The organism is Streptosporangium sp. DT93 (genome assembly GCF_049844535.1).
Classification (GTDB): Bacteria; Actinomycetota; Actinomycetes; order Streptosporangiales; family Streptosporangiaceae; genus Streptosporangium.
On record NZ_JBNCLF010000030.1, the window covers coordinates 41,522 to 68,400 of the forward strand.

Annotated in this window: 21 protein-coding genes; 8 read left to right on the forward strand and 13 right to left on the reverse strand. The window is 72.1% G+C overall.

Translation table 11 applies throughout. The features are described from left to right. Positions 1-148: 148 nt before the first annotated feature. Together purM and purF are read right to left on the reverse strand one after the other, a co-directional pair. A complete protein-coding gene (gene purM / locus ACLQ2R_RS37375) occupies positions 149-1,174 on the reverse strand; it encodes a phosphoribosylformylglycinamidine cyclo-ligase (protein ID WP_425966151.1) in 1,026 nt (341 codons plus the stop codon). Between the two features lie 40 nt (positions 1,175-1,214). Then, positions 1,215-2,660: an amidophosphoribosyltransferase gene (gene purF, locus ACLQ2R_RS37380; RefSeq protein WP_425966152.1), complete on the reverse strand. Its 1,446-nt coding sequence runs from the start codon at positions 2,658-2,660 to the stop codon at positions 1,215-1,217. Positions 2,661-2,821: 161 nt separating this feature from the next. Here purF and ACLQ2R_RS37385 point away from each other — a divergent pair, with 161 nt between their 5' ends. After that, on the forward strand, positions 2,822-4,153 hold the full coding sequence (locus tag ACLQ2R_RS37385) for a hypothetical protein (RefSeq protein ID WP_425966153.1): 1,332 nt from the start codon (positions 2,822-2,824) through the stop codon (positions 4,151-4,153). Between the two features lie 188 nt (positions 4,154-4,341). Here ACLQ2R_RS37385 and ACLQ2R_RS37390 read toward each other — a convergent pair whose 3' ends face one another. Then, positions 4,342-4,797 (reverse strand): sterol carrier family protein, encoded by a 456-nt coding sequence (locus ACLQ2R_RS37390; protein WP_425966154.1) that lies wholly within the window; start codon positions 4,795-4,797, stop codon positions 4,342-4,344. 370 nt (positions 4,798-5,167) lie between these two features. Here ACLQ2R_RS37390 and ACLQ2R_RS37395 point away from each other — a divergent pair, with 370 nt between their 5' ends. Continuing rightward, positions 5,168-7,285: a PhoX family protein gene (locus tag ACLQ2R_RS37395; RefSeq protein ID WP_425966155.1), complete on the forward strand. Its 2,118-nt coding sequence runs from the start codon at positions 5,168-5,170 to the stop codon at positions 7,283-7,285. A gap of 37 nt (positions 7,286-7,322) precedes the next feature. Here the strand turns inward: ACLQ2R_RS37395 and ACLQ2R_RS37400 are convergent, their stop codons facing one another. The 4 genes from ACLQ2R_RS37400 to ACLQ2R_RS37415 all read right to left on the reverse strand — a co-directional run bounded on the left by ACLQ2R_RS37400 (position 7,323) and on the right by ACLQ2R_RS37415 (position 12,528). Continuing rightward, positions 7,323-7,835 carry a hypothetical protein gene (locus ACLQ2R_RS37400; RefSeq protein ID WP_425966156.1) on the reverse strand — a complete coding sequence of 171 codons (513 nt, stop codon included), beginning with the start codon at positions 7,833-7,835 and terminating at the stop codon, positions 7,323-7,325. A gap of 169 nt (positions 7,836-8,004) precedes the next feature. Next, complete coding sequence (locus ACLQ2R_RS37405) at positions 8,005-9,531, reverse strand: MFS transporter (protein WP_425966157.1); 1,527 nt, start codon at positions 9,529-9,531, stop codon at positions 8,005-8,007. 192 nt (positions 9,532-9,723) lie between these two features. Then, complete coding sequence (locus ACLQ2R_RS37410; protein ID WP_425966158.1) at positions 9,724-10,398, reverse strand: Crp/Fnr family transcriptional regulator; 675 nt, start codon at positions 10,396-10,398, stop codon at positions 9,724-9,726. 57 nt (positions 10,399-10,455) lie between these two features. Further along, positions 10,456-12,528 carry an adenylate/guanylate cyclase domain-containing protein gene (locus ACLQ2R_RS37415; RefSeq protein WP_425966159.1) on the reverse strand — a complete coding sequence of 691 codons (2,073 nt, stop codon included), beginning with the start codon at positions 12,526-12,528 and terminating at the stop codon, positions 10,456-10,458. A 275-nt stretch (positions 12,529-12,803) separates the two neighbouring features. On the opposite strand from ACLQ2R_RS37415, the gene ACLQ2R_RS37420 reads away from it, so the two are divergent. Further along, positions 12,804-13,850, forward strand: a complete 1,047-nt coding sequence (locus ACLQ2R_RS37420) for a hypothetical protein (RefSeq protein ID WP_425966160.1) — start codon at positions 12,804-12,806, stop codon at positions 13,848-13,850. A 365-nt stretch (positions 13,851-14,215) separates the two neighbouring features. Here the strand turns inward: ACLQ2R_RS37420 and purL are convergent, their stop codons facing one another. From purL to purS, 4 genes are all read right to left on the reverse strand, one after another. Beyond that, positions 14,216-16,471 (reverse strand): phosphoribosylformylglycinamidine synthase subunit PurL, encoded by a 2,256-nt coding sequence (gene purL / locus ACLQ2R_RS37425; protein ID WP_425966161.1) that lies wholly within the window; start codon positions 16,469-16,471, stop codon positions 14,216-14,218. After that, entirely contained in the window at positions 16,468-17,151 is a 684-nt protein-coding gene (gene purQ / locus ACLQ2R_RS37430; RefSeq protein WP_425966162.1) for a phosphoribosylformylglycinamidine synthase subunit PurQ, read from the reverse strand. Before purQ ends, purL begins: the two co-directional genes overlap by 4 nt. Positions 17,152-17,325: 174 nt before the next feature. Further along, positions 17,326-17,760 (reverse strand): ATP-binding protein, encoded by a 435-nt coding sequence (locus ACLQ2R_RS37435; protein WP_425966163.1) that lies wholly within the window; start codon positions 17,758-17,760, stop codon positions 17,326-17,328. A 158-nt stretch (positions 17,761-17,918) separates the two neighbouring features. After that, positions 17,919-18,182, reverse strand: coding sequence for a phosphoribosylformylglycinamidine synthase subunit PurS (gene purS / locus ACLQ2R_RS37440; protein WP_425966164.1), 264 nt, complete (start codon positions 18,180-18,182; stop codon positions 17,919-17,921). 297 nt (positions 18,183-18,479) lie between these two features. On the opposite strand from purS, the gene pdhA reads away from it, so the two are divergent. The 5 genes from pdhA (at position 18,480) to ACLQ2R_RS37465 (ending at position 25,232) form a co-directional block, all read left to right on the forward strand. Continuing rightward, on the forward strand, positions 18,480-19,571 hold the full coding sequence (pdhA, locus tag ACLQ2R_RS37445; RefSeq protein ID WP_425966165.1) for a pyruvate dehydrogenase (acetyl-transferring) E1 component subunit alpha: 1,092 nt from the start codon (positions 18,480-18,482) through the stop codon (positions 19,569-19,571). Continuing rightward, the gene (locus tag ACLQ2R_RS37450; RefSeq protein WP_425966166.1) at positions 19,568-20,545 is read left to right on the forward strand and encodes an alpha-ketoacid dehydrogenase subunit beta; all 978 of its coding nucleotides are present in this window, start codon (positions 19,568-19,570) and stop codon (positions 20,543-20,545) included. The genes pdhA and ACLQ2R_RS37450 overlap by 4 nt, the downstream gene beginning before the upstream one ends. 11 nt (positions 20,546-20,556) lie before the next feature. After that, entirely contained in the window at positions 20,557-22,071 is a 1,515-nt protein-coding gene (locus tag ACLQ2R_RS37455; protein WP_425966167.1) for a dihydrolipoamide acetyltransferase family protein, read from the forward strand. Positions 22,072-22,913: 842 nt separating this feature from the next. Continuing rightward, positions 22,914-24,632, forward strand: a complete 1,719-nt coding sequence (locus ACLQ2R_RS37460) for an ABC transporter ATP-binding protein (protein WP_425966168.1) — start codon at positions 22,914-22,916, stop codon at positions 24,630-24,632. Positions 24,633-24,926: 294 nt separating this feature from the next. After that, on the forward strand, positions 24,927-25,232 hold the full coding sequence (locus ACLQ2R_RS37465) for a Dabb family protein (protein WP_425966169.1): 306 nt from the start codon (positions 24,927-24,929) through the stop codon (positions 25,230-25,232). Between the two features lie 44 nt (positions 25,233-25,276). Here the strand turns inward: ACLQ2R_RS37465 and ACLQ2R_RS37470 are convergent, their stop codons facing one another. Then, positions 25,277-25,501, reverse strand: a complete 225-nt coding sequence (locus ACLQ2R_RS37470; RefSeq protein WP_386239717.1) for a DUF6458 family protein — start codon at positions 25,499-25,501, stop codon at positions 25,277-25,279. Positions 25,502-25,553: 52 nt separating this feature from the next. Then, complete coding sequence (locus tag ACLQ2R_RS37475; RefSeq protein ID WP_425966170.1) at positions 25,554-26,768, reverse strand: adenylosuccinate synthetase; 1,215 nt, start codon at positions 26,766-26,768, stop codon at positions 25,554-25,556. Between the last annotated feature and the right edge of the window lie 111 nt (positions 26,769-26,879).

Here is a 26,879-nt window from a genome sequence, read left to right on the forward strand (position 1 = left end):
ATCCGGGGCGCCCCTCGTCGTCCCCGGACACGCTCTTCCCGTGCACGGACGCGATCACCCGACGTACGGACGCGCTCCTCTCGTACGGGGACGCGTTCCTCCCGTGCCCGGGGTGTGCCGGACGGCCCGCCCGGAGGCGGGCCGCACGTCAGCGGAAACGCGCCTCGCCGGTGCCCGGGACGACCTCTCCCAGCACCCAGGCCGGCAGGTTCCGCCCGGCGAGCAGCGCCAGGGCCGCGTCCACCGCGTCCGCGGGAACGATCGCGGCCATGCCCACGCCCAGGTTGAACGTCCGGTCCATGTCCTGTCGGCTCACCCCGCCGTGCCCGGCGAGCACCTCGAAGACGGCCGGGGGCGTCCAGGACGAGCGGTCCAGCAGCGCGTCCAGCCCGGACGGCAGCGAGCGGGACAGGTTGCCCGCCAGGCCGCCGCCGGTGATGTGCGCGTACGCGTGGACCTCGACGGTGCGGGCCAGCTCCAGGCAGTCGAGCGAGTAGATCCTGGTCGGCTCCAGCAGCTCCTCGCCCAGCGTCCGGCCGAGCTCGGGCACCTCGGCCTCCAGCGACAGGCCGGCGCTCGCGATGATGTGCCGGACCAGCGAGTAGCCGTTGGAGTGCACGCCCGAGGAGGCCAGCGCGAGGACCACGTCGCCCTCGCGGACCCGGTGCCCGCCGAGCATCGCGTCGGCCTCCACCACGCCGGTGGCCGCCCCCGCGAGGTCGTACTCGCCGGCCTCCATGGCCCCGGGGTGCTCGGCGGTCTCGCCGCCGATCAGGGCACAGCCCGCCAGCCGGCAGCCCTCGGCGACACCGCCCACGATCTCGGCGATCCGCTCGGGCACGACCTTGCCGCAGGCGATGTAGTCGGTCATGAACAGCGGCTCGGCACCGCAGACGACCAGGTCGTCGACGACCATGCCGACCAGGTCGATCCCGATCGTGTCGTGCCGGTCCAGCCGCTGGGCCAGCATGACCTTGGTCCCGACGCCGTCGGTGGAACTGGTGAGCAGCGGCCGCCGGTACGACAGCAGGGCCGAGGCGTCGAAGAGACCCGCGAAGCCGCTGGGGTCGTCCACCACCTCGGGCCGGCGGGCCCGCGCGACCTTCGACCTCATCAGCTCGACGGCGCGCTCGCCCGCCTCGATGTCCACCCCGGCGGTCGCGTAGCTGGTCATGAGGTCTCTCCTCCGGGGTGGGCGACGCTTCCCGCGCCGCTCACAGCTTGGCCTCCAGCACGTACTTGCCCACGTTGTCCTGGTCGATGGCGATCGGGTAGTTCCCGTCGAAGCAGGCCCGGCAGAGCCGGTCGGCCGGGATCGTGGTGGCCGTGGTCAGGCCCTCCAGCGAGATGTAGCCCAGCGAGTCGGCGCCCAGCGAGGCGCGGATCTCCTCCACGCCGAGCGAACCGGCGATCAGCTCGGCCCGCGTCGCGAAGTCGATGCCGTAGAAGCAGGGCCAGCTCACCGGCGGCGAGGAGATGCGGACGTGGACCTCCACGGCTCCCGCCTCGCGGAGCATCTTGACGATCGCCCGCTGCGTGTTGCCCCGCACGATCGAGTCGTCCACGACCACCAGGCGCTTGCCCGCGACGACCTCCCTCAGCGGGTTGAGCTTCAGGCGGATGCCGAGCTGGCGGATCGTCTGGGACGGCTGGATGAAGGTCCGGCCCACGTAGGAGTTCTTGACGAGCCCCTGACCGTACGGGATCCCGCTCTCCTCGGCGTAGCCGACGGCGGCGGGGGTGCCCGACTCGGGGGTGGGGATCACCAGGTCGGCTTCGACGGGGTGCTCGCGGGCCAGCACGCGGCCGACCTCGACGCGGGTGGTCTGCACGCCGCGCCCGGCGATCGTGGTGTCCGGGCGGGCCAGGTAGACGTACTCGAACAGGCAGCCCTTGGGCTCGGCCAGGGCGAACCTGCGCGAGCGCACGCCGCGCTCGTCGATGGTGATCAGCTCGCCCGGCTCGATCTCGCGGACGAACGTGGCGCCCACGATGTCCAGGGCCGCGGTCTCGGAGGCGACCGCCCAGCCGCGCTCCAGGCGTCCCAGGACCAGCGGGCGTACGCCCTGCGGGTCGCGGGCCGCGTACAGCGTCTTCTCGTCCATGAAGACGAGCGAGTAGGCGCCCCTGACCTGCGGGAGGATCTCGGCGGCGGAGTCGTCGACGGACCGGCCGCGGTCCTGGGCCAGCAGCGACGCCAGCACCTCGGTGTCGGTGGTCGCCCGGGTCGAGCCCGGGGCCAGCCGCCGGGACAGCTCGGGGGTGTTGATCAGGTTGCCGTTGTGGGCGAGCGCGAGCCCGCCGTCCTCGGTCGAGCTCAGCGTGGGCTGCGCGTTCTCCCAGACACTGGAACCGGTGGTCGAGTAGCGGCAGTGGCCGATCGCCAGGTGGCCGCGGAGGGTCCCGAGCACGGACTCGTCGAAGACCTGGGCCACCAGGCCCATGTCCTTGTAGACGAGGATCCTGCTGCCTTCACTGACCGCGATGCCCGCGGACTCCTGGCCGCGGTGCTGCAACGCGTACAGCCCGTAGTAGGTGAGTTTGGAGACTTCTTCCCCGGGGGCCCAGACGCCGAAGACGCCACATGCGTCCTTCGGAGGCCTGTCGCGGGGATCAAGGTCATGGCTCAGATGGCCGTCGCCCTTCAGCACATGCTTCATTCTAGGTCGGCTTCTTCCCTGCTCGCACCCCAGGGTCCGATCCGCGGCATGTCACACCATGACCAGATGGTCAGCGGTGTTTTGCCGTGTCGGCCTGTTTGAGGGGTGAGGACCGGGGGATTCTGAGATATCCGGCTTGCCTGAGCGTCGGGAGAAGAGACGTGACAACACCTGTGGACCCGAACGAGCCCGACCCGCGGCGCGAGCCCCGCGAGAGGCGTCCAGGTCAGGAGGGAGCCGGTACGGAGCGGCCGGCCGGGGAGGCCGCGGACGCCACGCCGGGTTCCGCTTCCGGAGGCCCTGGCGGGGCGACCCCCTTCGATCCCGACGACCCGCCGACCTCGCCGCTTCCCTCCCAGCCAGACCCCGGTGACGTTCCGTCCTGGCCATCGCCCTCCGTTCCCGAGGAGCCGCGCCTGCCGCGCCATCCGGACACGCCTGCCGCGCCGGAGGTGCCCGATCCGGACCAGGTGGCCGGGGGGCCGGGGGAGCCCTCACGCCCGGTCCCGGGCGGCACGCCGGCCGCCTACCCCGGCTGGGAGAGCACCTCGGGGACCTCGGGGACCTCGGGCGTACCGGATCGGCCCGGGACGGAGCCCGTCGCCCCCACCACGCCCTCGCGGTACGACCCGCCGACGCAGCCCGGAGGATCCTGGCAACCCGAACAAACCGGTCAGTCCGGTCAGTCCGGTCAGCCGGGCCGGTGGGAGGCCCCCGGGCAGGCGGAGCAGTCAGGCCAGGGCGGGCGGCCCGGATACGGCGAGTCCGGGCAGTCCGGATACGGCGAGCAGTCCAGCCACGGCGAGCAGCCCGGCCAACCGGGACAGGGGGGACAGCCCGGTTACGGTGGGCAGCCCGCTCAGGGCGGGCACCCCGAATACGGTGGGCAACCCGCTCAAGGCGGGCAGCCCGGGTACGGAGGCCAGACCGGGCAGCCGGGACACGGCGACCAACCCGGACAGCCCGGGGCCGGGCAAACGGGATACGACCAGACCGGGCAGCCGGGATACGGGCAGGCCGGGCAGGCCGGTTACGGTGACCGACCCGGGCAGTCCTACGGCGAGCCCGGCGCGCAGGCCCCGTCGGGGGCCGGCCCCTACCAGCCGACTCAGGCCGGCACGGCGTACTCGGCTCCCGGCTATCCGGGCCAGCCCTATCCGCAGCATCCGGGGGACGGGCGCAAGCCGGGCGGGGGGCTGGGCACCGCCACGCTCGTGCTGGGGATCGTGTCCCTGTTCCTGCTGATCGTCTGCGGTCTCGGCGTGCTGGTGGCGATCGTCGGCCTGATCCTGGGGATCGCCGCGCTGGTCAAGCGGTCCAACCCGGGCCGGGCCTGGGTGGGCATCGTGCTGAGCATCCTCACCCTGGTGCTCGCCGCGATCCTGGTGAGCTGGCTCTACAACAAGGTCGGCGACTGCGTGAACCTGCCCCAGGAGCTGCAGCAGCGCTGCATCGAGGAGAGGTTCGGCGTCCAGGTCCGCCCCGCGCCCTGACCTGCCCTGACCGTGCTCCGGCCGGGTCGTGACCGTAACCGCTGTCTCGCCCCGGCCGGGCCGTGACCGTGATCCTGTCCCGAGCGGGCCGTGATCATGATTCCCGCCCCACCGTGACCGTGATCCCGTCCCGTCCCGGCCGGGCCGTGACCGTGATCCGGCCGTCCCGGTCCCGGTGTACGGGCCGGTCAGCGCAGGGGCAGGTGGTCCGACAGGTCGGCCCGCGCCCCGCTCGCCGCCACCTTCCCGCCCGCCAGGGCCTCCGCCCAGGTCAGGCGGCCGGTGGCGAGGTCCAGCCAGGTACGCGCGTCGGTCTCCACCACATTGGGCGGGGTGCCGCGGGTGTGCCGTGGGCCCTCCACGCACTGCACCGCCGCGTACGGGGGGACCCGCACCTCGACGGTCCGGCCGGGGGCGGCGGTCGCCAGCTCGTCCAGCAGGTGCCGTACGGCGAAGCGGGTGATCTCCCGCTCCGGCCGGACCTGCCGCTCGAAGGCCCGCGACACCACGCTCACACAGGCTCCCAGCAGGGCGGGGAGCCCTCCGGGGCCGTCGTAGGGGGGCTCGTCGAGAGCGCTCAGCTGGGTGTCGAGGGCGACGCGGACCTTGGCGGGGTCGGGCTTGTGAGGTGGCACGTCCTCCATGATGCCCGCGTGGGCGGTGCGGGTCGTCCTCCGCGGCCCGGGCGCCGGTCACGCGATGACGCCCCGCGGGCGATGTGAGTCGGCCCGCGCGGCCCGAGCGGGTCACGCGATGACGCCCGTGCGGGTGATGTGAGTCGTTCTCCGCGACCCGGGGGCCGGTCACGCGATGACGCCCGCTCGGGTGGGCGGTGCGGGCGCGGGGTGTCCGCCGCGGTGGCCCGCCCGGTACCGGACGGGGCTCATGATCCCCTCTGAGCAGCCCTTTTTCCGGTGAACGGTTCATCTTCCGGGCGGGCGTCGTTCGCCTCCGGTTAGGCCGGCCCGCGTAGCGTCCCGGCCCGTACCACCTCGCCTTTTCTTGGAGGACCCTGTGGCGAACACGGCGCCGCGCAGACTGCTTCCCTTGCTCGTGAGCCCGCACAAGGGTGGGCGCAGCGCGCTCACCTGCCGGTTCCGCTGCGGTGACCAGTGCGCCCATGACGTGGTGAACACCAGTGACAACACCTACTTCGGTGACGTGGTCGCCGAGGCCGTGAGCCGCCGCGGCATGCTGCGCGCCGGTGCCCTGGGCATGCTCGTCGCCGGGGTGGGGGCCGGCATGGCCGGTACCGCCGCCGCCGACCCCGATCCGGAGGCCCGCCGGCCCGGTGGCGGCCAGGGACCCGACCAGTGGCACGACCAGTGGCACGACCAGGAACACGGTCGCGGGAGTGGTCTCCGCTTCACCGCCGTCGCGCCCGGCACCGAGGACAGGGTGACGGTTCCCCAGGGATACCTGGTGGCGCCCCTGGTGCGCTGGGGGGACCCGGTGCTGCCCGGCGCCCCCGCGTTCGACATCGACGGGCAGACGGCCGAGGGCCAGGCCGCCCAGTTCGGCTACAACTGCGACTACGTGACGCTCTTCCCCCTGGGGCAGCGGCGCGGCCTGCTCTGGGTCAACCACGAGTACACCGACGAGAACCTGATGTTCCGCGGCTACACCGACGGCACCGCCGCGACCGAGGAGCAGATCAGGATCGGGATGGCCGCCCACGGCGGCTCGGTGGTCGAGATCGAGCGGGTGGGCTCCACCGGCCGGTGGAAGCTGGTCACCCGGGGTGCCCGCCGCTACAACCGCCGCGTCACCGTGCACACCCCCATGAGGTTCACCGGCCCGGCGGCCGGCAGCGACCTGCTCAGGACCGCCGCCGACCCGTCGGGCACCCGGCCGGTCGGCATGCTGAACAACTGCGCGGGCGGCACCACGCCGTGGGGCACGGTGCTCAGCGGCGAGGAGAACTTCAACCAGTACTTCGTCAACGGCAACGGCGTGCCCGAGGCCCAGAAGCCCTACCTCGCCCGGTACGCGGTGAACATCGCCACCGGCGTCCCGAGCGGCAACCGCCGCTTCGACCGGGTCGAGGAGCGCTTCGACCTGGCCAAGCACCCCAACGAGATCAACCGCACCGGCTGGGTCGTGGAGATCGACCCGTTCGATCCCGGCTCCACCCCGGTCAAGCGCACCGCCCTGGGCAGGCTGGCCCACGAGGGCGCCACCACCTCCCTGGCCGCCGACGGCCGGGTGGTGGCGTACATGGGCGACGACTCGCGGTTCGAGTACGTCTACAAGTTCGTGTCCAGGAAGCGTTACGTCCCGGGCTTCGACCGGCACAACCGGACGCTGCTGGACGACGGCACGCTGTACGTGGCCCGCTTCACCGGAGACAGCCCGGCCGCGGAGATCGACGGCACCGGAAAGCTCCCCGCCGACGGGCGGTTCGACGGCTCCGGCACGTGGATCCCGCTGGTCACCGGCAAGGTCTCGCACGTGCCCGGCATGACGGCCGCCGAGGTGCTCGTGTACACGCGGATCGCAGCCGACAAGGTCGGGGCGACCAAGATGGACCGTCCCGAGGACGTGGAGCGCAACCCCGTCACCGGCGGCGTCTACGTGGCGCTGACCAACAACTCCAACCGGACCCCGGCCCAGGTGGACGAGGCCAACCCGCGCCCGGCCAACAAGCACGGCCACGTCCTGGAGATCGTCGAGCGGCGCGACGACGCCGGGGCCACGACCTTCGCCTGGTGGCTGCCGCTGGTCTGCGGTGACCCGAAGGACCCCGCGACCTACTTCTCCGGGTTCGACAAGACCAAGGTCTCGCCGATCTCCTGCCCGGACAACGTCGCCTTCGACGCCGACGGCAACCTGTGGATCTCCACCGACGGCAGCCAGCTCGGCGCCCACGACGGCCTGTTCGCCATGCCGGTCCAGGGCCGCGAGCGCGGGCACCTGAAGCAGTTCATGAGCATGCCCGTCGGTGCGGAGACCTGCGGCCCGCTGGTCAGCGCGGACCGGCGCAGCGTCTTCGTCGCCGTGCAGCACCCCGGTGAGACCGACGGTGCCACCGTCGACAACCCCAGCAGCCACTGGCCCGACGGCGGGACCTCCCAGCCCCGCCCGTCAGTGGTGGTCGCCTGGCACGCCAGGGGCGGCAGGATCGGCTCCTGAGCCGGGCCGTTCCCGCGGAGGTCCCGGGAGGCCGGGGTCATCCGCCGAAGAACTGCCGGACGCCGAATCTCCGTACGCGCAGGGGGGCGGAGTCCCGGCCGATCACCCGGATCCGCCGGACGCGGGTCCGCTGGTCCATCGTGACCTTCACGCACGTCAGGCACGCCCCGTGGCGGCCCGGCAGGGCGGAGTAGGAGATGGACACGCCGCGGCGTGCCAGGCCCCTGTCGGACAGGCCGAGACCCACCTCCCGGTAGAGGCGTCTGGACCCCTTGAGGGTGAACGCCGTGGAGCCGATGATCGCGTGGTTCGACTCCGGGGGGCAGTGCACGAACACCCGGACGTAACCGGCCTGGCGGGGCCGGCGGGGAAGGACGCGCAGTGACGTGACGTTCCTCAGCGCCGGCGGGATCGTGTCCCCGCCTCCCCCCTGAAACCCCGGGGTCACCGGGTGTGTCCGGAGCGCGTCGCCCGCCGTGGCCGGTTCGGCCGGGACGCCCGGTCCCAGCAGGAGGACGGCGGCCGTCACCATCGTCGTCACGGAACGCATGTGCTCCTCCTGCCGGGCACCCGGACGGTGGCGTGCCCACCGGGTGCGGTGACGCGGGTCAGGAGGGAGCGGGACGGGGCGCGGAACGCGGGCCCGGCCGACCGTTTCGATTATGCCGGTCACACCGGTCCGGGAGGGGGAGCCGCGCGGGAACGGGCGCGCCACGTCGTCAGGCCACCGGTCCCGCCGCCTCGTCGGGCCCTCCGGCCGCCTGCCCCGTCTCCCCGTCAGGGCGCCGGAGCCCGCGGGGGCGGGCGAGGGCGGCCATGAGGGCTCCGGCCAGGGCGACCGCGAACAGGACGGCGTAGGTCTTCCTGAAGCCGGTCATGAGCTGTTCGACGGCGACGGGGGAGACGCGGGACAGGGTGCCCGCGTACACCTGGCCGCGCAGCTCGGGGGTGACCGAGCTGGTGAGGACGCTGAGCGTGAGGGCGACGCTCAGCACGATCCCGACATTCATGATCATCAACCGGAAGCCGTTCACCACGCCCAGGCTCCCGGCGGGCAGGGCGGACATGACCTGCGTGGTGTTCCCGGTCAGGAAGGTGCCGCTGCCGCAGCCGCACAGGAACAGGCCCGCCCCGATGATCCAGTACGGCGTGGCGGGGTCGATGTTCAGGAGCAGGACGCCCAGCCCGGTGGCGCTCAGCAGCGCGCCGCCCACCGAGAGCGCGTACGGCCTGATCCGGCGGCCGAGGGCACCCGTGATCGGGGAGGCCAGGGCCATGCCGATCGGGACCGGGAGCACGCCCAGGGCCGCGCTGACGGCGTCGATCCCCCTGGCGGCCTGGAAGTACAGGGCGACCAGCAGGATCAGCGCCGAGCGGGCCAGCGCGTTGCAGAAGGAGGCGAGGTTGGCGAAGGCCAGCATGCGCTCGCCGAACAGCCGCACATCGAGGACGGGGTGCGCCGCCCGGCGCTCCACCGCGACCAGCACCGGGACCAGCACCACCGCGATCACCGCGCCGGTGATCACGACCGGGCTGCCCAGCCCCCGCGACCCCGCCTCCGACAGCGCGATCAGGGCCGCGGACAGCGCGGCGAACACGATCAGGTTCCCGGCCGCGTCCACCGACCGGCGCGGTCCCCGGGGGACCCGCCGCAGCGTGAACGCCCCCCAGGTCAGGGCGATGACCCCGGCGGGCACGTTCATCCAGAAGATCCACTGCCAGCCCGCGGTCTCGGCGACGAGCCCGCCCAGGGTGGGGCCGGCGAGCTGGGCGACCGAGAGGGTGCCGATGTAGACGCCCATGCCCTGGCTGAGCCGGTCCGGCGGGAAGGCGTCGGTGATGATCACGGTTCCGTTGGCGAGGATCATCGCGGCCCCGATCGCCTGCACCGCGCGCATCGCGATCAGGAACCAGATGCCGGGAGAGAGTCCCGCCAGCAGCGATCCCGCCGTGAACAGGACGAACCCCGCCAGGTAGATCTCCCGGCGGCCCATCAGGTCGGCCACCCTGCCGAAGAACACCAGCGTCGCGGTGTTGACGAGCAGGAAGGCCAGCAGCACCCAGCCGGCCGAGAACGCGTCCGCCTGGAAGTGCCTGACCACGGTGGGGAGGGCGACGTTCAGCGTGCTGCCGGATATGCCGATCATGACCAGGCCCAGGCTGGTGACCGAGCAGACCCGCCACGCGTAGCGGAGCTTGGAGAGGTATTCGGGGGATCCGGGCAGGTCTTGGGGAATTGCGACCATGACCCTCAGTCTGACGTACGTTGTACGTCGATCTTGGTGCGGCCTGCCCGCAAGCTCCCGCGCGCCCTCTCACCCGGCCTCGCGAGTCCTGCCGCCCTCGTCGGGCCCGGCCGGTCCGCACCCTCTCGTCCCGGCCCGGACGCCCTCGCCGCGTCCTGCCCGGCCGTGCCCTCACCAGTCCTCCGTACGCCCTCAACGGGCCCGCTTGCGCAGTCCCTCCATGTCGTGGACGATCACGCGGCGGCGGCCCGTCTCGATCAGCCCGCGGTCGCGCAGGGAGCGCAGCGCCTTGCTGACCGCCTCCCGTGAGGCGCCGGTCCAGCCGGCCAGCTCGTCCTGGGAGAGCGGCAGGGCGACCCGTACCCCGCCGCCGGACGGTTCGCCGTAGCGCTCGGCCAGTTCGATCAGGCGGGTGGCCACGCGGCCGGTGGTGTCGAACGCGCCGTACTCGATCCGCTTGCGGTCGGAGTCGCGCATCTTGCCGATCAGCATCTTCATCAGCAGCACCGCGACCCGCCCGTGCTCCTGCAGGTAGGCGGGGAAGTCGCGGATCGTGACCCCCTCGACGGGTTCGAGGGCGGTGACCGTGGAGGAGCGGGGCAGCCCGTCGATGGCCGCGAACTCGCCGAGCAGCGCGCCGGGCCCGCGGATCGCGAGCACGACCTCGCCCCCGGCGGCGGTGTGCGAGGACACCTTGACGCGGCCCGACGTCAGGATCAGCACCCAGTCGGACGCGTCACCCTCGGTGAACATCGTCGCGCCCCGGTCCCAGCGCCTGGGCCGGCCCGCGGCGTACAGGTCCGCGGCCTCCTCACTCGTGAGCCTCGTGATGAACTCGCCCTTTTCGGGAGAGGGGGAAGACGTCATGGCCACCTCCTGGCGTTCTCGATTGTGCTCTCGCGCCCGGGGCGGCGAAAGATGTTCCTACGGCAGTTCGGAGAGCACGTAGGCATGGACGGGCTGCTCCCTCCCCTTGAGGTCGAGCCAGCCCAGCGACCGGGTCGTGGCCCCGGGGCCGATCAGGTCCAGGGTGGCCTGGCCGATCACGACGGTGCCCGGCTCCGCGATGCCCTCCAGCCGGGCCGCCACGTTGACGCAGTCGCCCATCGCGTTGAACCCCCGCAGCTCGGGGCTGCCGATGTTGCCGACGAGCGCCTCGCCGGTGTTGATGCCGATCCTGAACCGGGGGTAGCCGGGCGTTCCCGCGGCGATCTCCTCGGCCGCCTCCTGCATCGCCAGGGCCGCCCGCACCGCGGCGAGGGCGTGGTCGTCCTGCCGGGCCGGGGCGTTGAACAGCGCGAGCAGCGCGTCGCCCACGAACTGCACGATCGTGCCGCCGTTGCCGAGCACGAGGGGCACGGCCGCGGTGTGGTAGCGGTTGAGCATCTCGACGATCTCTCCGGGCTTCACCCGCTCGGAGAAGCTCGTGAAGCCCTTCAGGTCGGCGAAGAGCGCGGTCAGCTCGACCAGCTCGCCGCCGAGCGCGGCGGTCTGCGGGTCGGCCAGCAGCGACTGGGCCACGTCCGGCGACATGTACTGCCGGAAGAGGGTCTCCAGCTCGCTGTAGAGCCGGGCGTTCTCCAGGGAGAGCGAGAGCTGGCCGGCCAGCGTGGCGGCGAGCGCCTCGTCCTGGGCGGTCCTGCCGAGCGGCACCTCCAGCGCCCCGGCGAGCCTGCCCTTCACCGTCAGCGGGTGGACGATCTTCCCCTCCAGCCGGATCGGCCGATCGCCGGGGAAGTCGCCCTGGCCGTACTCCCTGGAGCTGACCGTGACCCGCCCGTTGTCGACCAGCCTGATGCGGACGTCCCCGTACGCCTGCCGAATGCGGTCGAGGCTCTGGGAGAGCATCTCGCTCTCCGGCAGCCCCACCCGGGCCTGGCGCCCGCTCTCCACCAGCGCGGTGAGCCGGTCGGTCAGCTCACGCTCGTTGGCCAGCGCCTCGCCCGCCCGGTCGAGCACCGCGGCCTGCGCCTCGGTGAGGCCGAACTTGCCCGCCAGCCGGTCCGCGACGGCCACCCCGCCCTCCTCGTGCTCCGCCCTGCGGCGCAGGTGGCCCACGAGCTCCTCCAGGGCGGCCTCGTAGTCGGCCCTGATCCTGCGGACCGTGGCCGAGAGCGCCACCGAGTCGAACAGCCCGGCGCTGCTGCCCTCCCGGCGGAACTTCAGGTAGGCGCTGTAGGCCACGAAGACGAACGCCGTGGTCAGCAGCGCGTGCCAGAGCCACCACGACAGGTGCCAGTTGCGGTGCGACAGCCCCGCCACCAGCGCCTCGGCCAGCAGCGCGTACGCGGTGATCAGGCTGATCAGCACGACCGCCGGGCTCTTTCGGTGAAGCTGGAACATCATCGTGGCCGCGGCGGTGAACAGGGCCACCCCGACCCACTCGGCGCCGCCCAGGCCGATGCCCTCCGGGCCGGGGGGCGGCGCGTCGCTCAGCGGGGTCAGGCCCGGCACCACGCAGGCCAGACCCCACGCGACGAGCAGGACGGCGAGCCCGCCGCGCAGCCACATCTGGTGGCGGAGCACCGCCGAGGCCGCCCGCTCGCCCAGCGGCAGCGCGGAGGCGAACGCGAACACCGAGGCCGTGACCAGGCCCACCGGATGGGAGAGGTCGAAGCCGTAGCGGGCTCCGTCCGAGGGCAGGATGACCCCCGGCGTGGTCAGTCCGTGCACCAGGAACGACCCGGCGCCGCTGAGGAAGACCAGGGAGACCAGCAGCAGCCGGGCGTCCGCCCGCCTGGCCGACGCCTGGCCGACCATGAGGCCCAGGACGAGGTTGATCCCGGCGATCGCGATGATCAACCAGAAGTGGCCGGGGTTGTGCTTCAGCACGATGTTCAGCTCGGGCTCGGCCAGCAGCAGCCAGAGCCCGAGCATCGGCGACGCCAGGTGCAGCACCCACACCAGGGCGCGGACCGGCTGCGTCGCCGGCGGCAGGTACGGTTCCCGTCCGGGACGGTCCTCGGTGAGCGTGGCTGTCGGGTCGATGGTCGGCACGGTGGCCTCCGCGTCTGGAGAACCCGCTGGGTTCCCTGTGGTGTCCGTCCACGCCCAGCGGGCGGGGTTCCCCCGAACGGTCCGATTATTCCGTACGCGGCCGGTGGTGGTGGGCGTCTTATTCCGCACACGGCCGGTGAGGGCGGGCGTCCGGGAGGCGTCCGCCTCCGATGCCGAAGCGTGATGCTCCCCGCGTCAACCGTTGGAACGGTTGAAACGTGTATTACGTGTCTCTTCCATCACACCAGGATCTGGTGCCTCAGAAAGGAAGCCCTGTGGCTGTCAAGTTGCCGGGCGGACGCGCGCTCGCCGTCGTGACCGTCGGCGTTCTCGCCGGAACCCTGTTCACCGCGAGTGGTAGCGCCGTCGCCTCGTCGGCGGGTGCCGAGGTTCACGCGTGCGTGCACAAGCAGACGCGCTACACCCGGATCGTCAACGCCACGGCCAAGTGCCGCACGACCGAGTTCCGGATCAAGTGGGGCCAGACGAGCGAGACCCAGCAGGGCATCGCCTCGGCCGGACCGCAGGGTCCGAGGGGCGCGCAGGGCCCGCAGGGTCCGAAGGGCGACACCGGCGCGCAGGGCCCGCAGGGTCCGCGGGGCTTCCAGGGCAAGACCGGCGCCACCGGCCCGCAGGGGGTCAAGGGCGAGACCGGCGCGCAGGGTCCCAAGGGTGAGACCGGCGCCACCGGCCCGCAGGGCCTGAAGGGCGACACCGGAGCGCAGGGTCCGAAGGGCGCCGACGGCCAGGACGGCAAGACCGGCGCGCAGGGTCCCAAGGGCGACACCGGAGCGCAGGGTCCGAAGGGTGCCGACGGCCAGGACGGCAAGAACGGTGCGCAGGGTCCGAAGGGTGCCGACGGCCAGGACGGCAAGAACGGCGCTCAGGGCCCCAAGGGTGAGCCCGGCGCCCCCGGCAAGGACGGCAAGGACGGCAAGGACGGCGGCGCGCTGTCCACCTACATCAAGAGCAACAACTTCAGCCTGAACAACGACGGCAACGCCTCGGTCAGCTGCAACAGCGGCGACCTCGCCACCGGTGGCGGCTACTCCCTCTCCACCCTGAAGTACTTCCTGGTCACCGGCTCCTACCCGTCCTCGACCTCGGCCTGGACGGTGAGCCTGAAGCGGGACCTCCCGATCCTCGACTCCCAGAGCTCCGCCAGGGACAGCGACCAGAGCGCCGACAAGGGCGCCGACAAGGGCGCCGCCCCGACCGCCACCCCTGGCACCAAGAGCACCACCCAGGGCGGTGCCGCGGGTCAGATGACCTTCAGCGCCTCCGCCAAGGGCAACGTCTACGTGGTCTGCGTCAAGAAGTGACCCTCCGGCGCGTGCCGAGCCCTTTCCCGCCGGTGCGCGCCCGCCTGATCGCCTGACCGGTCCGGACGTCCCCTGGTCGTCCGGCCGGTCCGCGCCCGTGGGATCGTCCGGCCCGTCCGGGCACACCCCGACCGTCCGGCCGGTCCGGACGTCCCCCGACCGCCCGGCCGATCCGCTCGCCTGATCGCCCGGCCCCTTCGCGGTGACACGCGGGTCACGGGCGGGAACTCCCCGCCCGTGACCCGTGACGTCACGCGCGTGATCCACATATACGAGACCGGCCGTGTCCCGGGCCCGATGGCCTCAGGACACGGCCGGTCCGTGTTCTCCGTCCCCCGGCGGCCGTACGGCCGCCGCGGGGACGCTCAGCCGAAGATGGCCGGCAGGGTGCCCGTGTGGATCTCCCTGAGCTCGGTGACCGGCACCTCCAGGACGCCCTCCACCGTCAGGGCGTCGCCGCCGGTGACGCCCAGGCCGTAGCAGGGCACCTCGCGGGCCGCGCACAGCTCCGCGAAGGCGTCGAACGACTCCGGCCTCACGGTGACCAGCGCGCGGGCCGACGACTCGCTGAACAGGTCGACGAACGCGTCCTGCCCGCTGAGCGCGACCGTGCAGCCGACCCCCTGGGCCAGGCACGCCTCGGCGAGCGCGATGGCCAGCCCGCCGTCCGACAGGTCGTGGGAGCCGGTCAGCAGCCCCTGCGAGGCCGCCTCGGCCAGGACGAGCGCCAGGTCGCGCTCGGACTCCAGGCGCGCCACGGGCGGCAGGCCGCCCAGGTGGCCGTGGGCCACGTGCGCCCACTCCGACCCGCCGAACTCGTCCTCGGTCTCGCCGAGCAGCACGACGCGGTCGCCGTCCCCGGTGAAGCCGGACCGGACGCGGCCGGCCACGTCCTCGATGACGCCGAGCACGCCGACGACCGGCGTCGGGTGGATCGGCACGGAGCCGGTCTGGTTGTAGAACGAGACGTTGCCGCCGGTCACCGGGACGCCGAGGGTCCTGCAGGCGTCGGCCAGGCCGCGCACGGCCTCGGAGAACTGCCACATGACCTCGGGGTCCTCGGGGGAGCCGAAGTTCAGGCAGTTGGTCACCGCCAGCGGGGTCGCCCCGGTCACGGCGACGTTCCGGTACGCCTCGGCGAGGGCGAGCTGCGCCCCGGCGTACGGGTCGAGGCGGGCGTAGCGGCCGTTGCCGTCGGTGGCCAGCGCGATGCCGCGGGTGGTCTCCTCGGCGCCGGGCATGACCTCGCCGATGCGTAGCACGCCCGCGTCGGCGGGCTGGGCCAGCACGGTGTTGCCGCGGACGTAGCGGTCGTACTGGGAGGTGACCCACTCCTTGGACGCCAGGTTCGGCGAGCCCAGCAGCTCCAGCAGCGCCGCGCGCAGGTCCTCGGGGCGGGCCAGACGGGCCGGGTCGTCGCCGTTCAGCGCGACCTGGCCCGCGGGCTCGTGGAACGGCCGCTCGTAGACCGGGCCCTCGTCGGCCGCGGTGCCCGGCGGGATGTCGACGATGGTCTCGCCGTGCCAGGTCATCACCAGGCGGCCGGAGTCGGTGACCTCGCCGATCACGGTCGCGGGGATGTCCCACCTGGCGCATATCGCCATGAAGGCGTCGATGTCGTCGGGCGTGACGACCGCCATCATGCGCTCCTGCGACTCGCTCATCAGGATCTCCTCGGGCCGCAGCGACGCGTCGCGCAGCGGCACCAGGTCGAGCCTGACGTCCATGCCCCCGGTGCCCTTGGCGGCCAGCTCGGTGGTCGCGCAGGAGACGCCGGCGGCGCCGAGGTCCTGGATGCCGACGACCACGTCCGCCTGGTAGAGCTCCAGGCAGCACTCGATGAGCAGCTTCTCCATGAAGGGGTCGCCGACCTGGACGCTGGGACGCTTGGCCTGCGACTCCTCCTCGAACGTGGCCGAGGCCAGCACCGAGGCGCCGCCGATGCCGTCGGGGCCGGTCAGGGCGCCGAACAGGACGACCTTGTTGCCCGGCCCGGGGGCCACGGCGAGCTTGATCTGGTCCTTGCGGAGCAGGCCCACGCAGAGCGCGTTGACCAGCGGGTTGCCGATGTAGCAGGGGTCGAAGACGACCTCGCCGCCGATGTTGGGCAGCCCCAGGCAGTTGCCGTAGTGGCTGATGCCCTCGACGACGCCGGGCAGCACGCGCCGGGTGTCGTCGGCGTCGGCGGCGCCGAAGCGCAGCGCGTCCATCACCGCGATCGGCCGGGCGCCCATCGACATGATGTCGCGGACGATGCCGCCCACGCCGGTCGCCGCGCCCTGGTGGGGCTCGACGTAGGACGGGTGGTTGTGCGACTCGATCTTGAAGGTTGCGGCCCAGCCGTCGCCGACGTCCACCACGCCGGCGTTCTCGCCCATGCCGACGAGCAGGGCCGCCGACTCCGGCGCCTTGGTGCCGAACTGGCGCAGGTGCACCTTGGAGGACTTGTAGGAGCAGTGCTCGCTCCACATGACGCTGTAGATGGCCAGCTCGGAGCCGGTGGGACGGCGGCCGAGGATCTCGCGGACCCGCTCGTACTCGTCGATCTTCATACCGAGCTCGGCGTACGGCTGGGGGTCGCCGGGGGTGTCCTCGGCCCGCTTGACGGTGTCGAGGGTCATGCGTTCACCATGCTCTTCAGGATCGAGGAGAAGAAGGCGCGCCCGTCCGTGCCCGGGGCCCCGGTGAGGTCCTCGACGGCGTGCTCGGGGTGCGGCATGAGCCCGACGATGTTGCCGGCCTCGTTGCGGATGCCCGCGATGTCGTTCAGGGAGCCGTTGGGGTTGCCGCCGGCGTAGCGGAAGACGACCTGTCCGGCGGCCTCCAGCGCGGCCAGCGTGGCCGGGTCGGCCACGTAGCGTCCCTCGCCGTGCTTGACGGGCAGCACGATCTCCTGGCCCTCGGTGAAGTCGGACGTCCAGGGGGTGGCGGTGTTCTCCACCCGGATGCCCTGGTCGCGGCAGACGTAGTGCAGCCCGGCGTTGCGCATCAGCGCCCCGGGCAGCAGGTGGGCCTCGCAGAGGATCTGGAAGCCGTTGCAGGTGCCCAGCACCGGCAGTCCCGCCCTCGCGGCCGGGATCAGCTCCTCCATCAGCGGCGCGAACCGGGAGATGGCCCCGCAGCGCAGGTAGTCCCCGTAGGAGAACCCGCCGGGCAGGAAGACAGCGTCCACCCCCTTGAGGTCGGGGTCCGCGTGCCAGAGCGGGACGGCCTCACCGCCCGCATGGCGCACGGCACGGGCCGCGTCCTGATCGTCGAGCGTTCCGGGAAAAGTGACGACGCCCACGCGGGCAGCACTCATGGCAGCGTTCCCCTCCACAAACGGGCGCCGCGCCGGCGTCTCACACATCGGACGTCGGTCTGCGGCGGTGCGTCCAGGCTATCCGCTCCGGGTGGGAGCTCACGCGCCAAGTGGCGCATCCCACGCCCGCCTGCCCGGTGTCCCCGCTCGGGGAGGGGGAGCGGGGGACGGTGCCTAGACGGCGGCGAGCACCCGGTCGTGCGGGAAGACGGCGTCGTCGTCCCAGTCCAGGCGCTTGCGCAGGTGGACGACCGTTCCCCTGCCGGGGGCGATGTCGAAGGAGATCTCGTCCACCACCGCCTGCATGATGAGCAGGCCCCTGCCGTTCTCGGCGTCGGAGGAGGGGTACTGCTCCGGCACCCGTACGAGGCCCTGGCCCCGGTCGATGATGCGGACGTCGCAGCGGCCCTCGCCGACGGAGGTCTCCACCTCGTAGCGGTTGGCCGGGCCCCCGTGCCGCACGGCGTTGGCGCACGCCTCGGTCACCGCGAGCAGGATGTCGGAGATGCACTCCTCGGTGACTCCGAGCGAGCACAGGGAATCCCCGAGCGCCCTGCGGACCATCGGGATACCGATGGCCTGTCGTGGCAGGGCAAGCGAGAACTCCATGTCCACCGGTTTCCTCCCGGGGTCAGACGTCACCACTGTGAAGGCTTCCCTGCAGAATCCGGGCTAACCGCAAAATAACCGTAATGTTATTGACTGGTGGTCAAGCCGTGGGATTGCTCTGTCTATATGGATGGATATGCCCGCATGTGGGCGTTTAGCTAACTCTCGGTGACGGCGGACGGCTCCACGGTGACGGCGTAGTCCTCGATCACCGTGTTGGCGAGCAGTGTTTCGGCCATTTTTCGGACATCCGAAAGTGCCGTCTCGTCGGCGGGACCGTCGATCTCGATCTCGAACCGCTTGCCCTGGCGTACCGCCGAGACCCCCGGGAAGCCGAGCCGCGGCAGCGCGCGGGCGATCGCCTGCCCCTGCGCGTCGAGAATCTCCGGCTTCAGCATGACGTCGACGATGACGCGCGTCACGGCGTTCCTCCTGGTTGAGACGGGGACGGTGCGAAGCACAAGAGTAACGGGCCCGGGACGCGCCGCGGAGCCGGGGCCGCGCGGCCCCGGGGAGCCGGAATCGGCGGGTGAAAGAAGATCCCCGGGGAACGGGGATCATATGGACGCCCCGGTAGGTCTTGCGCAGATGCATGTGACCTCTGCCACGATGGCCACAGACGCGGACGAACTAATACCAGATAGGACGAACGCGTCGCGAACCGGCCGACGGCGGTGGCGAACCCATCAAGACGGCCCCGAGCACATCAGGAGCGGCACGTGACAGTCGACGCCTCTCGTGGTGCGGAAGCACCTCCGGAGCTCATCCAGCTGCTGACCCCCGAAGGAGAACGGGTCGAGCACCCCGACTACGACATCGACCTGACGCCCGAGGAGATCCGCGGCCTCTACCGGGACCTGGTCCTGGTACGCCGGGTCGACCTGGAGGCCGTCGCCCTGCAACGCCAGGGCGAACTGGGCATCTGGGCCTCGCTGCTCGGACAGGAGGCCGCCCAGATCGGTTCCGGGCGGGCGCTGACCGAGGCCGACATGGCCTTCCCCACCTACCGCGAGCACGGCGTCGCCTGGTGCCGGGGGGTGGACCCGGTGAACCTGCTGGGCCTGTTCCGCGGCGTCAACCACGGCGGCTGGGACCCGGCCGAGCACAACTTCCACCTCTACACCATCGTGATCGGCAGCCAGACCCTGCACGCGGTCGGCTACGCCATGGGCATCCAGCGCGACGGTGCCGACGCCGCCTCGATCGTCTACTTCGGTGACGGCGCAACCTCCCAGGGCGACGTGAACGAGGCGTTCATCTGGGCGTCGGTGTTCAACGCGCCGGTGGTGTTCTTCTGCCAGAACAACCAGTGGGCCATCTCCGAGCCGCTGGAGAAGCAGACGCGCATCCCGCTCTACCGCAGGGCGAGCGGGTTCGGGTTCCCCGGTGTGCGGGTCGACGGCAACGACGTCTTCGCCTGCCTGGCCGTCACCCGCAAGGCGCTGGCCGACGCCAGGTCCGGCCAGGGCCCCACGCTGATCGAGGCGTTCACCTACCGGATGGGCGCCCACACCACCTCCGACGACCCGACCCGCTACCGGGTGGCGGCCGAGCTGGAGGCGTGGAAGCTCAAGGACCCGATCGAGCGGCTGCGGGCCTACATGTTCAAGAGCGAGATCGCCGACCAGGAGTTCTTCGACACGATCGACGCCGAGGCCGCCGAACTCGGGCGCGACGTGCGCAAGCGCTGCCTGGAGATGCCCGACCCCGAGCCGCTGGCCATCTTCGACCATGTCTACACCGAGGGGCACCCGCTCGTGGACGCCGAGCGTGCCGAGTTCGCCACCTACCTGGAGGGGTTCGAGGCATGACGGTTCTGGCACTGGCCAAGGCGCTCAACGCGGGAATGCGCAAGGCCATGGAGGACGACCCCAAGGTGCTCATCATGGGGGAGGACGTCGGCAAGCTCGGCGGGGTGTTCCGGGTGACCGACGGGCTGCAGAAGGACTTCGGCGAGCAGCGGGTCATCGACACCCCGCTGGCCGAGTCCGGCATCATCGGCACGGCCATCGGCCTGGCGCTGCGCGGCTACCGCCCGGTCTGCGAGATCCAGTTCGACGGGTTCGTCTACCCGGCGGCCGACCAGATCATCACCCAGCTCGCCAAGATGCCGCTGCGCTCGCTGGGCAAGCTCAGGCTGCCGGTCGTGGTGCGGATCCCGTGCGGCGGCGGCATCGGCGCGGTGGAGCACCACAGCGAGTCCCCCGAGGCCTACTTCACCCACACCGCGGGCCTGCGCGTCGTGGCCTGCTCCAACCCGGCCGACGCCTACACCATGATCCAGCAGGCGATCCGCTGCGACGACCCGGTGGTGTTCTTCGAACCCAAGCGGCGCTACTGGGAGAAGGCCGACGTGGACGTCGACTCCACCTCCTGGCACCCGTTCGACGAGGCCCGGGTGGTGCGGCAGGGCACCGATCTCACCCTGCTGACGTACGGGCCGACGGTGAAGACCTGCCTGGAGGTGGCCAAGGCCGCCGAGGACGACGGCCGCTCCCTGGAGGTGCTGGACCTGCGCTCGCTCAACCCCCTCGACCTGCCCAAGGTCGTCGGGTCGGTACGCCGGACCGGCCGCTGCGTCGTGGTGCACGAGGCGCCCGTCTACAGCGGCTTCGGCGCCGAGCTCGCCGCCCGGGTGACCGAGGAGTGCTTCTACAGCCTGGAGGCCCCGGTGCTGCGGGTCGGCGGACCCTCCACCCCCTATCCGCCCTCGAAGCTGGAGGACCACTACCTGCCGGATCTGGACAGGATCCTGTACACCGTCGACCGCGCGTTCGCGTTCTGAGGAGGGACCGGATGAAGGAGTTCAAGCTCCCCGACGTGGGCGAGGGACTGACCGAGGCGGAGATCGTCCGCTGGCACGTGAAGGTCGGGGATCCGGTCACGGTCAACCAGACCATCGTGGAGATCGAGACCGCCAAGGCCGTGGTCGAGCTGCCCTGCCCCTTCGAGGGCGTGGTCGCCGCCCTGATGGCGGACGAGGGCGAGACCGTGGACGTGGGCAAGCCGATCATCGCGGTGGACGACGGCACGGGTCCCGCCGCCGGCGCCCCCGGTGCCGCCGGCGCTACCGCCACCTCCGGCGCCGTCTCGCCGGTCGCGGCGGAGAGCCGGGAGGACGCGCTGGCCGAGGACCTGGTGCCGGAGCCTCCGGCCGGGGGACGCCAGCCGGTGCTGGTCGGCTACGGCATCAAGACCGGCACGGCCAAGCGCCGCCCGCGCAAGCAGGCTCCGTCCGGCGACGGCGCCGGGGCCGTTCCCCAGGCCGTCCCGTCCACCGTCCCGGCCGCGGTGTCCCCCGCGCCCGCGACGGTGCCCGCGGTGCCCGCGCGGCCCCCCGCGGCCCCCGCGGCGGAGGGGGCGGTGTCCCCGGGCAGGGTCGCGGTCCTGGCCAAGCCCCCGGTGCGCAAGCTCGCCAGGGATCTCGGGATCGACCTGTCCACCGTCGTCGGGACCGGCCCGCACGGCTCGATCACCCGGCAGGACGTCCAGGTCGCGCTCGACGCCGGCACCGGCGCCGCCGACGGCGGTACCGACGCCTACGCCCGGCCGCAGGCGCGACCGGCGACCGCCGGGTCGTCCGGGGCCGCCGGGTCCGCCGGGTCCACCGGGGATGAGGAGCGGATTCCGATCAAGGGCGTGCGCAAGGCGACCGCCCAGGCCATGGTGGCCTCGGCGTTCACCGCGCCGCACGTGACGGAGTTCCTCCAGGTGGACATGACGGCGACCATGGACGCGGTCCGCCGCCTCCGTGGCATGCCCGACTTCGGGGAGGTCAAGGTCTCGCCGCTGCTGCTGGTCGCCAAGGCGGTGCTGGTCGCGGTCCGCCGTCACCCGATGACCAACTCCGCCTGGGACGAGGCCAACCAGGAGATCGTGGTCAAGCACCGCGTCAACCTGGGGATCGCCGCCGCCACCCCGCGCGGCCTGCTCGTCCCCAACGTCAAGGACGCCCACCTGCTCTCCCTGCCGGACCTGGCGAGCGCCCTCGGCGCCCTCGCCGAGACCGCCAGGGCGGGCCGTACCCAGCCCGCCGACATGGCCGGGGGCACCATCACGATCAGCAACGTGGGTGTCTTCGGGGTGGACACGGGAACCCCCATCCTCAACCCCGGGGAGTCGGTGATCCTGGCCGTCGGGCAGATCAGGGAGCTGCCCTGGGTGGTGGACGGGCAGATCGTGCCGCGCCGGGTGTGCACCCTCTCCCTGTCCTTCGACCACCGGGTGGTGGACGGGGAGCTCGGCTCGCTCTTCCTGCGTGACGTCGGCGCCATGCTGGAGGACCCGCTCCGCATGCTCGCCTGGGGCTGACGCCCCCGGACACGACGGGCGCGCTCCCTCCGCCGGAGGGGGCGCGCCCGTTTCCGTGTCCCGGCGTGAAGCGGAAGACCTCACGGCGTGAAGCGGAAGACCTCACGGCCTGACGGTGGAAGACCTCCCGGCGTGACGGTGGAAGGGCGGATTCCAGGCGGTGGACAGGGGCCGGCGACGTCCTCGACGCATATCCGGCGATGGTCCCTCTGACAATTCCTGACCGGTGCTGTCAATTGTCGTACGGTCCCTTCCGGGGCGCCGTGGCCCGTCCGGCGGGCCGTTCCCCGGGGGCCGGACGCCGCGTCCGCCGCCGGACGGGACGTCGCTTCCGCGACAATCCGGAAACCTCCTTTCCCGTCCTTGGATCAAGCTTTAAGCTGCGCCTTCTCCGGGAAGCGGAGGGCCTCGGAGCGCCTTCGTGTCTTTTGGCGGACTTTACGAAAAGCGCGTTTTGGGCCTTCTTTGAATCGATTGTTAAAAGCTGGATAATACGTACGAGCATTTAATGATTTGTCTTGCTATGGGTGCTAACGTCGTTCTTGGCAAGTGCGACAACCTAGCACGAAAGGGGAAGCACATGAGTTTCATGCAGCTCTTCCCGACTAACCGGTACCTGAACTGGGGCGGCTGTTGCTGTCGTCGCCGTCGTCGTTGCGGATGTGGCTGCGGCGGTGGCGGAGGCGGCGGTGGCGGTTGGTGGTGGTAGCCGGAACCGGTGCTAGCAGACCGTGCTAGCTGAAACACATGAGAGCCGACGGGTGAACCGTCGGTTCTCATTCTCTGAGTCGCCTTCGCCCGCCGGGGCGAGGGCCGTCGTCCGCCGGCCTCCCGAGACGCCGGTGGTCTCGATCCGCAGGACCTTCCGCGAGTTCTGGCCGCACACCCACGGCATCCGCCGGTTCCTGGTGGCCGGCTGCGTGTTCGCGATCGTCGCGGCCGTGTGCGAGGTCGCCACGATCGGCCTGTTCGGGTACATCGTCGACGAGGTCCTGAGCAAGCAGGAGCTGGGGGCGTTCTGGATGCCCGCCCTCGCCTGGCTCGGCCTGGCGGCGGTCGCGGGACTGGTGTCGTTCGCGGGCGCCTACCTCACGTCCGTGGGCGGCGAACGCTTCCTGCTGCGGCTGCGCGACAGGGTGTTCGGGCACGTCCAGACCCTCACGCCCGACTTCTTCGACAACCGCCGTCTCGGCGACCTGATGGCCAGGCTCACCGACGACATCGAGGCGATCGAGGAACTGGTCGGGACCGGGCTGGTCAAGCTCTTCACCACGCTCGCCAGCGTCGTCTTCTTCGCCGGCGCCGCCTTCTACGTCCGCTGGGACCTGGCACTGCTGACGTTCCTGCTGGTCCCGGCGTTCCTGGTGGTCGCGAAGATCTTCGCGAGCAGGTTCAGGACGGCGGCGGCCCGCGAGCGGTTCAGCAACGGGGCCATGAACAGCGTCATCGAGGAGAGCCTGTCCAACCAGTCGCTGGTCCAGTCCTACAACCGCCAGGACGCCGAGGCCGAGCGGCTGCACGCCGAGGGCCGCACCTGGCTGCGGGCCAACGTGGCGCAGGCGTGGCTGTCCTCGCTGTACGGACCCGTCGTGCAGGTCATCGAGACTCTCTGCCTGATCGCCATCCTCGGATTCGGCGCGTGGGAGATCGCCTCGGGCCGCCTCACCATCGGCGGGCTGCTCGCCTTCGCGGCCTACCTCGCCTACCTCTACCCGGCCGTGCAGAGCCTGGGGCAGATCGCGCTCACCGTCTCCGAGGCGGCGGCGGGCTCGGACAGGGTCATCGAGATCCTGCGGACCCGGCCGTCCGTCGCCGACCGCGCGGGCGCCGTCCACCTGACCCGGCGCAGCGAGGGCGGGATCGAGTTCCGGGGGGTCGGCTTCACCTATCCGAACCGGACGAGGCCCACGCTGCGGGACCTGTCGTTCGTCGTCGAACCCGGGGAACTGGTCGTGTGCACCGGGCCCAGCGGCGTGGGCAAGTCCACGCTCGCCAAGCTCCTGCTCCGCTTCTACGATCCCACCGCCGGGTGCGTCCTGCTCGACGGGACCGACATCCGGGACCTGACCCGCGAGTCGCTCCGCGACAACGTCACGATCCTGCAGCAGGAGAACCTGCTCTTCTCCGGGACCGTACGCGAGAACATCGCCTACGGCAGCCCCGGCGCCGATCCGGACGCCGTCGTCCGGGCCGCCGTCCTGGCTGACGTGCACGACTTCGTCGGCACGCTTCCGCTGGGGTACGAGACGCCGATCGGGCAGCGCGGCCGGCTGATGTCCGGAGGGCAGCGCCAGCGCATCGCCATCGCCAGGGCGATCCTGCGCGACGCCCCCGTGCTGGTCCTCGACGAGCCGATGACGGGGCTCGACACGCTCACCGCGGCACGGATCATGGAACCGCTCGACAGGCTCATGAGCGGGCGTACGACGATCATGATCACCCATGACCTCCGGTCCGTCCCGGAGGGCGCGCGGCAGATCGTGCTCGAACCCGTCCCGCGCCGCTCCGGCCGGATCAGGGTCAGGACCGCCGCGCGCCGGTCGATGGCCCGCCCGGCCTGAGTGATCCGCCCGGTCCGAGGAATCCACTCGGCCTGAGAGATCCGCCTGTGCCGAGAAGGCCGGCCGGGAGACTCGATCGGGAAGCCTGGCGGGGAAGACCGGCCGGGCCGGGGACGGGTCCCCTGGAAGGGCCCGTCCCCGGCGCCGCGCCGGGTCCCACCGGCCCCGGGCGGTGGACCGCGCCGAGGTCACGCCGTCCACCGGTCCCGCCGACGGCGCGATCGCGCCGTCCCGCCGCCGGATCCGGGTGCCCCTGGCCGTACGCTGGCCGGGCACCCAACCGAAGGGAAGATCATGTTCCGGCATGTCGTGCTGTTCACCTGGGCCGAGGAGTCCACCGGCGAGCAGAGGGCCAGGGTCGCGGAGGAACTCGGCAGGCTGCCCGCGGCCATCCCGGAGATCCGCGCCTACACCCTCGGCGCCGACGCGGGAGTGAGCCCCGGCAACCACCAGTTCGCGGTCGTCGCGGACTTCGACGACGCCGACGGCTTCCTCGCCTACCGCGACCACCCGCTGCACCAGGCCGTGATCGCCGAGCACATCAAGCCGATCGTGGCCTCCCGGGCGGCGGCCCAGTTCGAGGTCCAGGCCCAGGCCTAGGTCCAGGTCCAGGTCCAGGCCGAGGTCCAGGCCGAGATCCAGGTCTAGGACTCCGGCGGGTTGTTCTCCCGGTGCATCAGGCGATCCTCGGACGTCCGGCCGCGCCTGGGGGCCATCACGACGCTCAGCACGATCCCGGCGGCGCCGACGATCATGAAGATCAGGCCGATCACGTCGATGTGCACGGACTCGCCGAGGACGTCGGGTTCGATGGCGAAGCGGAGGATGGCACCGAGCGTGAGAAAGAAGATGCTGATCCCGACACCCATGAATTCCTCCGGGTAAGGCCGTCCGCCAGGCAAAGGGAGAGTACGGGGAAGGTCATACCCTTCCGCACGCGATGACACCACTCAGAACGACCTTGTCCGCGGCGGTGGGCCCGGCCGATCCCAGCCACACCGGGACCCCCAGGGCCTCCGCCACGGCCGAGGGCCAGTCGTCGATCCCGTCGGCGTAGCGCGGCCGGACCCGCGCGAGCCGGGCGGTCAGCCGCTCCTGCCGCTCCAGGTCACCGGGCGCGCCGACCGGCAGCTCGCCGATGTCGTACGAGACGCACATCCGCGACACCGGCGCGTCCAGGTGGGTGAGGGCCAGGGCGTCGGCCCCGCCGGCGGCCGCGAGCGCGTAGCGGTGGGCCACCGCGTCGAAGTGGCCGGTCCTGAAGGCGCCCTGCCAGGGACCGGCGCCGTTGTGGGCCTCGGGGAGCGCGAGGGCGGGGTCCTCGGTGACCAGCGGTCCCGGGCCGTGCCGGGGCGTGTAGGTCCGCAGCACCCCCAGCCGCAGCGCGGACGCCCCGCCGAGCAGCTCCAGCGCGTTCGCGAAGGTCGTCGTGCTCCAGGTGGTGTACGGGTGGAAGCCGTGCCACTCGTCGAGCAGCACGCCCTGCGCGCCCTCGAAGACCACCGGCCGCCGCCGCAACAGGGCGGTCACGAAGGAGGAGCCGACCAGGATGACCCGTTCGGCGAACGCCCGGAAGGCGGCGACGCAGTCCTCCACGGCGGGCCCGGTCACCCCCAGCGCCTCGCGCAGGGCGCGCAGCTTGCGGGCCAGCCGGGCCGGCTCCTCGCAGTCGCCCGCGGTCGGCGCCAGGTCCGGGTGCGCCAGGGCGTAGGCCATGGTCTCGCCCACGCCCATTCCGCACGACCCGTGCCGCTCCTCGCCGCGCGCCAGCTCCCTGGCCCGCCCGGCCTCCACGTGGTACGGGGTGGCGAGCAGGGCGTCGCGGTCCACGGTGAGCAGGGTGAGCGGGTCGGGGACGCCCAGCTCGGCCAGGTGGGCGGCCTCCCGGGCCAGCGCCAAAGGGTCCACGACCATGAACCGGGACAGGTGGGTCGGCACCCCCCTGAACGTGCCCGACCCGAACTGCGCGAACGTGTGGTGCCGCCCGTCGGGCAGGACCACGTTGTGCGCCGCCTGCGCGCCCCCGTTGAACCTGACCACGGCCTGGACCGGCCCGCGCCCGCAGAGCCAGTCGACGACGGTCCCCTTGCCCGCGTCCCCGTAACCGAGATCGGTCACGATCACATGTTCGTCCATACGATCACCCGTTCGTCGCCGTCGTTCCCACCGGCCGGGGGGGGGCCCCCCCCGGGGGGGCCCCGCGCGGGCCCCGACGGGGGGGGGGGCGCCGCGCCCGCGCCGCGCGGG

Excerpts from the sequence above, each read along its gene's own strand:
- purM (WP_425966151.1), bottom strand. The coding sequence starts at position 1,174 with ATGACCAGCTACGCGACCGCCGGGGTGGACATCGAGGCGGGCGAGCGC.
- purF (WP_425966152.1), bottom strand. The coding sequence starts at position 2,660 with ATGAAGCATGTGCTGAAGGGCGACGGCCATCTGAGCCATGACCTTGAT.
- ACLQ2R_RS37390 (WP_425966154.1), bottom strand. The coding sequence starts at position 4,797 with ATGGAGGACGTGCCACCTCACAAGCCCGACCCCGCCAAGGTCCGCGTC.
- ACLQ2R_RS37400 (WP_425966156.1), bottom strand. The coding sequence starts at position 7,835 with ATGCGTTCCGTGACGACGATGGTGACGGCCGCCGTCCTCCTGCTGGGA.
- ACLQ2R_RS37405 (WP_425966157.1), bottom strand. The coding sequence starts at position 9,531 with ATGGTCGCAATTCCCCAAGACCTGCCCGGATCCCCCGAATACCTCTCC.
- ACLQ2R_RS37410 (WP_425966158.1), bottom strand. The coding sequence starts at position 10,398 with ATGACGTCTTCCCCCTCTCCCGAAAAGGGCGAGTTCATCACGAGGCTC.
- purL (WP_425966161.1), bottom strand. The coding sequence starts at position 16,471 with ATGACCCTCGACACCGTCAAGCGGGCCGAGGACACCCCCGGCGACCCC.
- purQ (WP_425966162.1), bottom strand. The coding sequence starts at position 17,151 with ATGAGTGCTGCCCGCGTGGGCGTCGTCACTTTTCCCGGAACGCTCGAC.
- ACLQ2R_RS37435 (WP_425966163.1), bottom strand. The coding sequence starts at position 17,760 with ATGGAGTTCTCGCTTGCCCTGCCACGACAGGCCATCGGTATCCCGATG.
- ACLQ2R_RS37450 (WP_425966166.1), top strand. The coding sequence starts at position 19,568 with ATGACGGTTCTGGCACTGGCCAAGGCGCTCAACGCGGGAATGCGCAAG.
- ACLQ2R_RS37455 (WP_425966167.1), top strand. The coding sequence starts at position 20,557 with ATGAAGGAGTTCAAGCTCCCCGACGTGGGCGAGGGACTGACCGAGGCG.
- ACLQ2R_RS37465 (WP_425966169.1), top strand. The coding sequence starts at position 24,927 with ATGTTCCGGCATGTCGTGCTGTTCACCTGGGCCGAGGAGTCCACCGGC.
- ACLQ2R_RS37470 (WP_386239717.1), bottom strand. The coding sequence starts at position 25,501 with ATGGGTGTCGGGATCAGCATCTTCTTTCTCACGCTCGGTGCCATCCTC.
- ACLQ2R_RS37475 (WP_425966170.1), bottom strand. The coding sequence starts at position 26,768 with ATGGACGAACATGTGATCGTGACCGATCTCGGTTACGGGGACGCGGGC.